Source organism: Leptonema illini DSM 21528, from assembly GCF_000243335.1.
In the GTDB taxonomy this organism is placed as follows: domain Bacteria; phylum Spirochaetota; class Leptospiria; order Leptospirales; family Leptonemataceae; genus Leptonema; species Leptonema illini.
The window spans coordinates 2672176-2685424 of record NZ_JH597773.1; the positions used below are offsets into that span (position 1 = coordinate 2672176).

A 13249-nucleotide genomic window follows, 5' to 3' on the forward strand; every position below is an offset into this window, starting at 1 on the left:
TTCCCTTGTCTGCTCGCCGACGAATAGAATTCCCTCGATCCCTGAGCCCGCTGCTTACGGCGCTCGCCATGCTGCTTCTGGCATTGCGACCTTCGTTGCCGCTGCACGGCGAGGTATGGTCAGACCTTGAAGAGCCCGAATACTCCGGTAGCGAGGCCGAAGGGCACTATCCGTTTAACCTCGGCTACCTGGCCTACTACGAAAGCTGGACGAACGAACAGGGCAAGTCGCTGAAGTCAATAAACGTCTTTCATCTATGGAAGTTTACGTACTATCCGAAATATACGTCGGTGCGCTTCTTTCCGCTCTATTACAGCCAGCATTCGACGATAGACAGCCGCAGGCGGCGGCTTATCTTCCCTCTGTACTACGATCAGGTTTCGCGTGACGGAAAGGGATCCATGTCCTTCCTTCTTCCCGTCTATTATAATGAGTATAAGGATGAGCAGAATTCCCTTTTCCTATCTCTACTGTATGGCTCACGCTACCAGAATGGGGATGTGACGCGCTGGATCGGTCCTGTCTACTGGGGCAAAGATTCGAGCAAAGATGTGGCAAGAGGGGGGCTTTTTCCTATCATACAGTATCGTCGAGAGGGAAGGCAGAAAGAGCTTTTGCTTCATCCGCTACTCGGCCACTTCGAATGGGGTCCAGAACGTTCCGTTCATCTGTTCCCGCTCCTCCCGCTCTTACACTATTACTCCCGGGACCAACAGGCGGATGAAACTACGTTCTACTTCATTCCTTTCTATCGAAGTAAAAAGTCTGACGAACGCTCCCGATTCCATATTCTTCCTGTTTATTTTTCGGGAGCAGACCGATCTCTTGACATGCAGACAGACTTCCAACTATTATTACCGCTTTTTTATTTATCATCCCGGGAGTCAAAATCTGCAAAGGATAAAAAAGCGCTCGCTCCGGTTATCCCGCTGCTATTCTACTATTCGAGAGGGCATAACCAGTACCGATCCTATGATACACTCTGGGTTCCCGGATACTTCTCGTATAACGATCAATATGCCGATGCCGACGCCTACTCTCGAGGACGCTTTATTCCCGGAATTTACTATTCCAGCGAAGAGAAAGATCGCTCCGGCAGACAGAGCTCTTACACTAATATGGCGCTCCTGTATAACCGCTCCAAATCAACCGACCCCGAGTCCGGTGCCGCATCGTCATCCTACTCTGTTCTGCCATTCTTTTACTCGGGAGAAGGAAAAGACAGAGCGGGCAACACATACGACTCGCTCTGGGTTACGGGTTACTACTCCTGGAACAATAAAAGTACCGTTAATGACACAGAATCATCCGGCTGGCTCATTCCACTGCTCTTCTACAACTCAAGCTCAACAGACAAACAGGGCAGACAGAGTTCTTACCGCAATATCGCACTCCTGTACAACCGCTCCACATCAAAAGATCCAGAGTCCGGCGCCGCATCCTCATCCTACTCCGTCCTGCCCTTCTTTTATTCCGCAGAAGGAAAAGACAGAGCGGGCAACACATACGACTCGCTCTGGGCTACGGGCTACTACTCCTGGGACAACAAAAGCGCCGTCTACAATACGACATCATCCGGCTGGCTCATTCCACTGCTCTTCTACAACTCAAGCTCAACAGACAAGCATGGCAGAGAGAGCTTTTACAGCAATATCGCCCTCCTGTATAACCGCTCCAAATCAAGCGATCCAGAGTCAGGCGCCGCATCGTCATCCTACTCCGTTCTGCCTTTCTTTTATTCCACAGAAGGAAAAGACAGAGCGGGAAATACATACGACTCGCTCTGGGCTACGGGCTACTACTCCTGGGACAACAAAAGCGCCGCTAACGACACAGCATCATCCGGCTGGCTCTTCCCACTGCTCTTCTACAACTCAAGCTCAACAGACAAGCATGGCAGAGAGAGCTCTTACAGAAATATCGCGCTCCTGTACAACCGCTCCACATCAAAAGACCCCGAGTCCGGCGCCGCATCGTCATCCTACTCCGTTCTGCCTTTCTTTTATTCCACAGAAGGAAAAGACAGAGCGGGTAACACATACGACTCGCTCTGGGCTACGGGCTACTACTCCTGGGACAACAAAAACGCCGTCTACAATACGACATCATCCGGAAATTTCATCCCGCTGTTCTTCTACAACACAAGCTCAACAGACAAGCATGGCAGAGAGAGCTCTTACAGAAATATCGCGCTCCTGTACAACCGCTCCACATCAAAAGACCCCGAGTCCGGCGCCGCATCCTCATCCTACTCCGTCCTGCCCTTCTTTTATTCCACAGAAGGAAAAGACAGAGCGGGAAATACATACGACTCGCTCTGGGCTACGGGCTACTACTCCTGGGACAACAAAAGCGCCGCTAACGACACAGCATCATCCGGCTGGCTCTTCCCACTGCTCTTCTACAACTCAAGCTCAACAGACAAGCATGGCAGAGAGAGCTCTTACAGAAATATCGCGCTCCTGTACAACCGCTCCACATCAAAAGATCCAGAATCAGGCGCCGCATCCTCATCCTACTCTGTTCTGCCCTTCTTTTATTCCACAGAAGGAAAAGACAGAGCGGGCAACACATACGACTCGCTCTGGGCTACGGGCTACTACTCCTGGGACAACAAAAGCACCGCTAACGACACAGCATCATCCGGCTGGCTCTTCCCGCTGCTCTATTACAGTTCGAACGACCGAGATAAAAACGGCAAAGAGAGCTCTTACAGCAATATTGCGCTTCTCTGGAATTCCTCATCATCTCAGGAACGCGAGAGCGGTCATTTCACTCAAACGCAACACTTCCTTCCCCTGTACTTTTACAGTAAACAGGACGGTATAACCGGATCCAGAGAAAGGCTGTGGGCGCTGTCTTTCTATCAATGGGATCTGAATTCACAAACGGAAGAGAGGTCGACCGGATCATTCCTTCTGCCGTTCTACTATCATTCAGAGAAGAAGGATTCTTCTTTCTGGATGCTCAGTCCTCTTTACTGGTCTTCGACGAATCCCGAAACATCTGAAGCCTATCGCCTCAGCCCGATCCACTACGGACATCAATGGCGAGAGGGCGACTCTGAGCGTTATACAAACTGGACGCTTCTGTTTTTCAACTGGAGCCACGAAGAAAGCGAAGGCGCGACCATTTTCCCATTTTATTATCGCTTCAAAGACGAAGAAAAAGAGTGGGAGCTTTACGCCATGGGAGCCGTCACAACGGCCGACGCAATGCTCCGCATAAGAGGAGACTCCATCTATCTCGACACCGATACATATGTGGGTTACGGACTGGTCGGCTGGTCTTCTCGTCTTCCCGTGTACGATAGCGGGGCGTTTCAACGCTGGATGAGAAAGACGGAACAAACGACCGAAACGAATGAGACGACCGTGGTCGGCGAAAGAAGCGAGACGGGTGAAAGCGCTGATACCACGCCTCAAATACATAACGACCGCCTGGCCTCGTTCGATCGCGAGAATACATCGAGCTATTCTAAATTCCAGATGCTCTTCGGATGGGTTACAAAGATCCAGGCAGATACGCGACACCACTTTCGCTTTCTGCCGCTTGCATGGGTCTCCTGGGACGACGCAAACAAAAACGAGTATTTAAAGTATTATCCTTTTCTTGGCCTGGATTACAGCACGCCGGAAGAACAGTACACCGCCCTTTTTCCGCTCTTTATACCAGTTTACGGCCGCCACACGAAAGGCGAGAGCTTTACGGTCTCCTACGGTGGGCCATTCTATATTCGCAGCTACGATGCAGAAAAAGATGAACACGACCTGTACGCACCCTGGCCCTTCTTTAATAGATACAGCGATCCGACGAAGAGCGGCACAAGGCTGATCCCTCTTTTCGCCTATCGTAAATGGAAGGATGAAGAGGGGCGGCATTCGCGATGGATCACGCTGCTATCTTATCACCGCACGACAGAAAACGGAGATTCAACCTCTTATCTGACGATGAGTCCGGTATATTTGAGCTCCACGCAATTCGAACATGAAGATGATCCGCAGCGAAAAAGCGGCAAAGGCTGGACGTTCATTCTGCCGGCCATCACAAAAACCTTCGATCAAAAGGGATCTTCCTGGAACGCGCTCTTTGTTGCCGGAGGCTCCGGCACGTATGACGACAGCGAATCCTTTCACTATTTCTTTCCTATCTACTCTTACTTTCGAGATAGAAAGGAACGCAGTTTTCGCTACATCTGGCCGCTGGGTCGTATCTACGCAGAAGGCCTGAGCGAAGACGGATCGGCGGCGGATAACGGCTCTTACTTCTTTCCACTCTATGCTCAGAGGAGCTGGAAAGAAAGCGACGGACAGCACAATCGCTCGTTCTCGCTTTTGCACTACCATCACTCCTCTGAGAAAGAAAAGACGACATTCCTGCTTCCACTGCTCTACTACAGCGACGCAGACACATCGGGCTCATCCTGGAATATCGCTCTGCTGACCGGAGGCAGCGAGAGAACGAACGGCGACAGAGGATTCTACCTGTTCCCGTTTTACTCCTATTCCAGAGACGTTAACAGAAAAGAAACAAGCCATAGCTTCCTCTGGCCGCTCGGTCGCATCTACAGAGCCGGTACAGGCGAAAACGAATCACCGGCCGATAGCGGGTGGTACCTGTTTCCACTCTATGCTCAGAGGAGCTGGAAAGAAAGCGACGGACAGCACAATCGCTCGTTCTCGCTTTTGCACTACCATCACTCCTCTGAGAAAGAAAAGACGACATTCCTGCTTCCACTGCTCTACTACAGCGACGCAGACACATCGGGCTCATCCTGGAATATCGCTCTGCTGACCGGAGGCAGCGAGAGAACGAACGGCGACAGAGGATTCTACCTGTTCCCGTTTTACTCCTATTCAAGAGACGTTAACAGAAAAGAAACAAGCTATAGCTTCCTCTGGCCGCTCGGCCGCATCTACAGCACCGGTACAGGCGAAAACGAATCACCCTCCGATAGCGGGTGGTACCTGTTTCCTCTCTATGCACAGAGAAGCTGGAACGCAAACGACGGACAGCACAATCGCTCGTTCTCGCTTTTGCACTACCATCACGTGTCGGATCGCGAAAGCAGTACCTTCGTGCTACCGCTTCTTTATTACAGGGAATCCAATGCGACGTCGTCGGTATGGAATTTCGCCCTGTTTTCAGGAGGATCATCAGACAGGGACGGCAGTTCTTCTCTCTTCCTCTTCCCTGTGTACAGTTATACGAGAGATGAGAAAAAAAAAGAAACCGACCACACGATGCTCTGGTTCTTCGGCCGTGCCTACAGCTACGGAGCCGCTGAGAAAGAAGACAGCGGTTTCTATCTCTTTCCGGTTTTCGCACAGAGAGAGTATTCGGACCGAGAAGGCCGGCATAATCGCTCCTTCTCGCTGCTGCATTATTGGCGCCGCAGCTCGCACGATGAAGGGAAGCGATCCAGCTATTTCCTCAGTCCGCTCTATGCCTATGAAAGCGACGAAAGCGGTTCGTCGTCCTGGAGGTTCGCCCTTCTATTCAGCGGAAATTCATCGGCAGACGGTCGGGAATCCGACATTTCCTTCTTCCCGCTTTATTCAAACAGGCGAACACAGAAAGCAGAGAACAGTGAGACATCGAGCTACTTCCTCTTCCCGCTCTGGAAAAGTTATACATCTGAAACGAAGCAGAGAAGCGAGACCGACCGCTTCGTGCTCTGGCCTTTCTTTCGCTACAACAAAGAGTCGGCCTCAGGATTGAACACGACCCGATTGCGTTTTTATCCACTATTCTATTATACGAAAGAAGCGGGTTCGTGCGAAAACTGCGACAACAGCTATACGACGCTGTTCCCGCTCTACTTCAGAGGACGTGAAAAGAAGGCAGACGGCATAGAGTCGACGGATTTTGTTCTCGGATTCTACAGACACAGTACGGCGCAGACGGCATATCATAACTTCTTCTATCTTTATGAATACGAAAGCGAACCGGCGTATTCAAAGCTGAACCTGCTTCTTGGCATGTACCATCAGGAGTCATCGCAGCGAAAAAACCAGGACATATTCCGCATACAGATGCTCTACGGCCTTCTTGCGGATGCCGACTGGTACGGCAGTACGTCGGGCTATGCGGGCGGATACGACACGCGCTGGCTGCTCTATTATCAGAGGAACAATGCTCCTGGCGAGAGAGATGCCTTTACCAGCGCCCTCTTTCCGCTCTGGCGCTATCACAGCAATCGAGAGGAATCGTCCTTTCTCTTTGTTCCGACGCTCAGCTATCATACGCGCACAGGCGACAGTGCCTTCGACTGCGACATCGTCTGCCTCAGCTGGGGACGCATAAAAGAGCGAGATTCCCATACCTTCTGGCTCCTTGGCGGGCTGCTCTATCTCAAACAGGGTCGAACGGAGCGCGATTGGCTGAACGACGAGAGCGATTGGAATCTGCTCGGAAGGTATCCGCGCGAGGGCGAAACGGACTACTCCCGCTTCAGTCTGCTTGGCGGCCTGTACGGACGATCCAGGATAGAATCTGAGGGCTACAAACGTGACCTCTATCTATGGGGAGTGCTTTATGGCCGGGAGTCCGACAGAACGGAGGGCTTCGATAAACACAGCTTCCTCTGGGGCGCCCTCTACGGCAGCGAAAGCCGGGCAAACGGATACCGACGCCAGAGTGTGCTCTGGGGACTGCTCTTCGAGGATCTCGAAGACCCCGATAAAGCATATAAAAGCTGGAGTATTCTTCAGGGGATCATCTATTCAAATGTCGATAATGGTCGTACGAACATCAACTACCGGCGCATCCTCGGCCTTCAGATCCTGAAAGGACCGGGGCGATAGAAAGCGCATGGATCGGAGCCCGGGGCCGGATTCGCCGACAGGATTTTTCTTTCGCGATTTAAAAGAATGAAACAGTGCCGCTATTCGATCGTCTTAACTAAAATGAGCCCGTTCCGTCCAGTACTATCTGTTCTGCTTGCCCTGCTTGTTCTGGTCACTGCGCTTTCGGCCTTCTCTGATCTGTCGGCTCGCACCTGGGCCGACCTTAAAGAGCCCGAGCTTCTCGGCAGCGCAAAAGAAGGCCGGATGACGGGCTTCGTTCTTGGGTCATACGAAAACTGGACAAACGAAAAGCGCCAGAAGCGAACGGCGCTCAGCCTCTTCTTCATCTTCAATGCGACGTGGTATCCGAAATACGATTCGGTCACTTTTTTCCCGCTCTATCATCGGCTGGCGAGTAAGATCGACGATCGCCGCGAAACGATCTTTTTCCCGCTTTTCTGGCGGCAGTATGAAAACGCTGAAAACGACTTCCTGTTAACGCCACTCACCTACTACGATAAAGAGGACGGCGACACGACGACCGTCATCGGTCCCTATCTCGCCTGGTGGAAAAACTACGAGACGCAGGATCGACCGAGCTACAGGGGATTCGGTCTTTTCCCTCTCTTTCATCTTGGTACGGATTATGGCTGGCAGAACGGAAAGACGACCGTAGAAGAACGATCGCTCTATCTCTTCCCGCTCTTCAGCTATTTCGAATGGAGCGAAAACCGATCGCTTCACCTCTTCCCGGCAATTCCATTCATCTACTATCATAAATCCAACGACAGCCACTACGGAAACGGTCGCTTCACCGCGAACCGAAAGACGTTCTTGATCCCCTTCTATTCGTCGTCTTACGCCACGGAGGATGGATCGTCGTGGAGCTTCAATATCCTGCCGTTTATCTACTCCTCGGGTCGTTCGTTCGGACGTGAGGATCGCGGGTTTTTCACACATCTCTTTCCGTTTTTCTACTACGACTCCGAAGAGGACGCCGATCATTACTCTCGATCCATCCTCTTTCCGAGTATTCCCTTTCTCTTTTATAGCAAGAGCATGGAATCGAAAGATACGGCCTCTTCGACGTTATTCATTCTGCCGTTCTATCGTTCCAGCTACTGGAGAAAGGATGGCGCATCTTTCGAAGAAGAAAGCGCCCATGCCTTCATTCCTCTCTACTCTTACAGCTCGCGCAACGACCGGTCAAGGCTGTGGGTCTTTCCCGTCTTCTTCTATAAAAACGGAGGCGAAAGCAGCACAACGTCATACATGCTTTTTCCGTTCTTCTTTAAGTCCTATACGCCGCCCACTGCCGATTCCGAAGAAGAGACGGCTCTGTGGGCCATTCCCTTCTACAAATGGAAGGATAGCGTCAGCCACGGATCGCACTTCGTGCCTCTTTACTGGTATGAACGTGGAGGCGAATCTGACCTGACGATGCTGACGCCGCTCTACTGGAACTGGCGCAACGGCGATACGCATAAACAGGCCGGCCCTTTATTCTACACATCACGCTGGAAAGAGGATGTCGTTCTGACTGACGAGCCCCATAAAGGACTCAAAGAGCGACGTGAATACAGCACCACGTGGCTTTTCAACTACTACTCCTGGAATCATCGCAAAAGCGAGGGTTATCTCTTTTTCCCTCTGCGCTATCGCGCGAGCGATCGTCTGAAAGAATATGATCTGTACATTCCGCTTACCTTTTCGACCAATCAAAGCCTTGCGAAGATAGAGAACGGCGGACTGTATCTTGACTCCGACTATTCGATCGGCTACGACGTATTCTCGGTATCGACGCGACTGCCGATCATCGATCGTCGCATTCCCGATCAGTTCAAAAGAACGGACAGCCCTGAACTCTTCGACCCGGACGTGGCTAACGACACGACGTCAAAGACGACCGAGCCTGTTGAAACGGCCGAAGGACCGACCGTCACAAGAGGCAAGGATATCGACCCGTTTGATCGCACGAACACAAGCGCCTACATGGGCTGGCGCGCCCTGTTCGGATGGACGAGCTACGTGCGCGCAGACTCCCGCCGGCATTTTCGCATTCTGCCGCTTGCCTGGCTGTCATGGAACGAGGCCGACGAGAACGAGAAGATGACCTTTCTTTTTCCGCTCTATCTGAATTATAAAAGCGAAGAAGAGCAGTACATGGCCTTTTTTCCCGCTCTGCTGCCCGTTTATGGCGCCTACAACAAAGGAGAAAGCTTTGTTCGCGTCTACGGCGGTCCTCTGTATATCACCAGTTACGATGAAGAATTAAAGGAATCCGAGACCTCGATCCTCTGGCCTTTTTTCAAGCGTTATTCGTCGCCCGAAGAATCGGGGCATCGTCTTTTTCCCGTTTACAGCGCAAGGACTGAAAGGACCGAGGATGGCGAGCGTTTCAGAACCTTTTCCTGGCTGCATTATGGAAGCGGCAAGACTGTGGCTACAGCGGACGAAACCCGAACGACATCTTCTTTCTTCAGTCCGCTCTATCTGAGCAGCGCAACACGCTACCAGCGCAAAGGTGAAGAGGCCCACCGCAGCGCCTTTCATTTCTTTCCGGTCCCAGTATTCACATATCTTGAAGATGACGCACGGGACGATTACAACATGCTGCTGCTTTTCGGTCTGGGCAACAGCGAAGACGGATCGTACAATTCCTTCTACGCGCTTCCACTGTTCTACAATTCAAGGGAGGCGACAGAAAAAGGAGATCGCACCAACACATGGATCGCCAACCTGTTTCATTCGTATAACGATCCGGAAGAGCAGTACAGAGAGCAGGATGTGATCTGGCCGATCTTTCATTCTTATAGCGCACCCGACCGGGAAGGCTGGAGGGTGTTCCCTCTTTTTGCCCATCACAGAACGACACAGCCCGATACACAAACCGTGACCCACTACTCGCCTTTGCACTACTCCACACAGCGTTCGGTGACAGGAGAGTATGCAAGCGAATCCAGATCGTTCTGGCTGCTGAACCTGTATCACAGTGAAACCTACGATAGTCGCACTCGCAAGGAAGACGACCGCTGGCTGATCTGGCCGCTTTTCCGCCGCTACAGAGAGGTCGGTCGCTATTCGGCGGGTTGCGACGATGTAGAAACCGATTACCGCCTTTATCCCGTCGTTTATTATACATACGAAAGCAAGGTCGGCAGCTGCAAGCCCGAAACGGAACATACCTTCTTCATGTTGCCCGCCATCTATATGAATCGCACAGAAACGACGAGCACGGATTTTCTGCTCGGCTACTATCGCGATTCGGGCAAGGGCTACGGATTCCATAACCTGCTCTACCTCGCAGACTTTGAATACGATGCCGATTCCGCGGAGTTCGGGCTCGCTTTTCATGCCGTAGAATACCGAAGCAGCAAAAGAGGTCACAGCTTTGAGTTGCTCTGGGGGCTGGCCGCCGACTGGCAGACGTATAACGCAACGACAGGACAATACGCCCGCCCAGGCGGCTATGATTTCAGATTCCTGAATTACTTTCAGCGCAATAACAGCCACGAACACGGTCGCGAGTTCAAGACGGCGTTCTGGCCCGTTTACAGCTATTACAGCGACGAGAACGAGACGTCGTTCTGGTTTCTGCCGACGCTCAGTTACCATGAACGAAAGAAAGGCTACGCCTTTGACTCTGATCTGGCCTATCTTCTCTGGTTTCGTGAAAAAGACGAACAGCGTCGTATCGACGACAACTACATACTTGCCGGAACGATCTACCGCCAGTACCGAAAAGACGAACAGGGATATAAAAGCCGCGGCTCGTTCTGGGGATGGCTCTGGGAATATGAGACCGAAGACGATACGGGCTACGAGAAGTTCTCAATCCTTAAAGGACTGATCTACAGATCGGTCGAGCATCCGGCAGGGAATCGGCGATATGCGAAGGCCCTGATCTTCATTCCTCTCTATGATAAAGAAATGCGTTAGGCATCTCAGAAGAATCGCGAGAAGGCCAGCATCCACAACAGTGTCTGCATGACGGCAAGAAGAGCGGCCCAGGCCGCTCGAGCACTCCACAATCTCTCGGTTAACAGCGCCAGCGGTATCGAAAGAGAGAAGATCAGATCGAAGTCCCAGAAGAATCCGAGATCGAAGTTCCAGAGCGTTATAAAGCCGATGAAGGCGCCCGTTAACAGAAGCAGTGCCGCATCGGCGGGGCTCATAACATCTCTCAGTAACGGCGGTGGCATGCGCAGCATCCGAACTGTGCGCATCACAAGCATCGGCAGAAGCAGCGGCGCTGCATAAACGAGAATCGAAAAGACGGCGACGATATGATTCCATGATCCAAACGTATAGGCGATAAACGGATTGTCTGCATCTTCCGTAAAAGACACAAAGGCTTTACCATCCCCCCCACCCGAGGCGTTCATCCAGTCGAGTTCGAGGCCGGCCAGTCGAATCAGACCAAGACCTACGGCATACATAAGAGCGACGATAACGACAGAGATCAACGAAAGCGATAAAATGCGCCCGACCGTCAGCGAATCGGGTAAACGAATCTTGAAAATACGACAGAGCCAGGGTAGAAGAGGAAGCACGGGAAGCCAGAAGAAATACACGCCATGCACAAGAACGGCCAGACCGAGCGCCATTGATGCGATGATGACGTTGCGTGGAGTCGGACGATCTGCTGCGCGAAAGAGTGCGTGCAGAAAGAGCAATCCGGCAGGGACGGTGATCATCATCGTCTCGATATAGCCGCGATAAAAGACCATCTGTAACGGTATCGCCGTGATAAGCATCCCCCTCACCGATAGATCTCGGGCATCGTGTTTCAGAGGCGCTTCGGGGCGGGCCATAAGCGTTTTTATGTCGGGCAGTTGCAACCACAGCCAGACAGAAAGGCCTCCCATAAGCGGGGGCAGAAAGAGACGCAGCGTCTGCGGCGCGATCGTCTGCGTTAACAGAAGATGTGTGAGCGGCTCGGAGGCCCAGATGCGTCGTTCCGCCTTCTCATACATGCCCTGCAAGAAGGCGGCATCGCCAAGGGCGGGCAGGTTCTGTAGCGCGTAGAAGGCCATGCTTGCAACGACGACGGGCCAGACCTTCCCTCGTTTCGCGTAATAGAAGACGACACCGGCGTAGAACAACCACCGAAGGAAGGCGAAAAGCGGCAATGCGTTCTCAAACGAAAGCTGCAAAGAGGCGGCCGGACTCACCGCTCCATCTGAAGAAGGGGGGTCAACCGCGCAAGCGATTCGGGCGATACTGTGAGGGTGAGGATGATCGCCATCGCTTTTCTGTTACTGCCGATTCCGATGATGGCGCAGGAATTTCCCGAGCTGCTTCTTGATGAAGACGATCCGCCTCCGCTTTTCGAAAAGATACCGGCAGGCACCTTTGTGCGCATTGACGGCGACTGGATTCTCTGCCGCGGCCAGCTCGGTCAGGGAGACGGTCCGCCCGGCCCGAACTTTCGCCTCGACTACAGAGGCCGCGCCTACACAAGTATCGCCGTCTTTAATAACGAGGCCGTCGAACTTGCTCTGCAAGGCGCCACGAATCCGGGGGCACTGATCGAAGCCGAGGCCATGTGGAAGGCCGGATACGCCGATGATCCGCATTTCTTCGCCTTCAACTATAACCTTGCAAGGGTCTCTGTTCTGAGGCGAGATTTCAAGCAGGCTCTTTTCTTTGCCGAGCGCTCCGCTGCGATGATGAAGAAGGATTATCGCCTCGATCTATTACTCGCCTCTCTCTACGAACGGCTGCAACACGATGTGGCCGCGCATCTGCATTACAAAGAAGCCGTGCGAAAGAATCCGTTCAGCGCGACGGCACTGGTCGCCCTGGCCGGTTATTACGCCCGCACCGAACGCGAGTCACTGGCCGAAGATTTGCTGCGACGCGGCATGGATCGCTTTGAAACCGATCGCCAGCTTCGCCTCGGCCTTGCGGAGCTGCGCTACCGTCAATATCGCCTGAACCAGGCGCGCATCCTTGTCGAGTCCATCGACGTTCCGAAAACAGAGCGCAGCTCGTTTGCCCTGCGCCGCCTGCTACTCATGGCCCGGCTTTACGACCGCATCGGCGATTATAGACGGGCCACCGCCTCGTATGATGAGCTGCTTACAAGCACCGCCGAACCGTTCTTCCTCGATCACAGCATCGAGGCGCTCCGGCGAGAACGCAGCCGTGTAGAACGACTGTCAAAAGTGGATTAAAAAGCGTCGCCTTTTTGCCACACCTCATCGCATGAGCCATGCACTCGCTTCAACGATCGTCAAATTCATGACCGATCGCTCCGCTCCGACCATCCTGGTGTTTTTTTGATTCCCATTTGACGGTGTGATTTTTGCCAGAACTCTGACACAAAATTTTTCTCGAACGGACCCTGACGAAAAAATCAAGGTCTTTTCGAGAAAAAACTGCCTCAGGCATGGATCGCGAGCCGCCGATGCTACGCTGAAATCGAGGGTTCGCAGCAAGAATCAGGAAGAGACGGT

4 protein-coding genes are annotated in these 13249 nt (G+C 52.5%); 3 read left to right on the forward strand and 1 reads right to left on the reverse strand.

Annotation, left to right across the window (positions count from 1 at the left end; translation table 11 throughout):
* The first annotated feature begins 68 nt into the window (after positions 1–68).
* Both LEPIL_RS12290 and LEPIL_RS12295 read left to right on the forward strand, forming a co-directional pair.
* A complete protein-coding gene (locus LEPIL_RS12290; protein WP_002772843.1) occupies positions 69–6806 on the forward strand; it encodes a hypothetical protein in 6738 nt (2245 codons plus the stop codon).
* Positions 6807–6908: 102 nt separating this feature from the next.
* The gene (locus LEPIL_RS12295; protein WP_143464797.1) at positions 6909–10727 is read left to right on the forward strand and encodes an LA_1737 family protein; all 3819 of its coding nucleotides are present in this window, start codon (positions 6909–6911) and stop codon (positions 10725–10727) included.
* A gap of 5 nt (positions 10728–10732) precedes the next feature.
* On the opposite strand, the gene LEPIL_RS12300 is transcribed toward LEPIL_RS12295, so the two are convergent.
* The gene (locus tag LEPIL_RS12300; protein ID WP_002772845.1) at positions 10733–11962 is read right to left on the reverse strand and encodes a hypothetical protein; all 1230 of its coding nucleotides are present in this window, start codon (positions 11960–11962) and stop codon (positions 10733–10735) included.
* 63 nt (positions 11963–12025) lie between these two features.
* On the opposite strand from LEPIL_RS12300, the gene LEPIL_RS12305 reads away from it, so the two are divergent.
* A complete protein-coding gene (locus LEPIL_RS12305) occupies positions 12026–12967 on the forward strand; it encodes a tetratricopeptide repeat protein (RefSeq protein ID WP_002772846.1) in 942 nt (313 codons plus the stop codon).
* Positions 12968–13249: the final 282 nt, after the last annotated feature.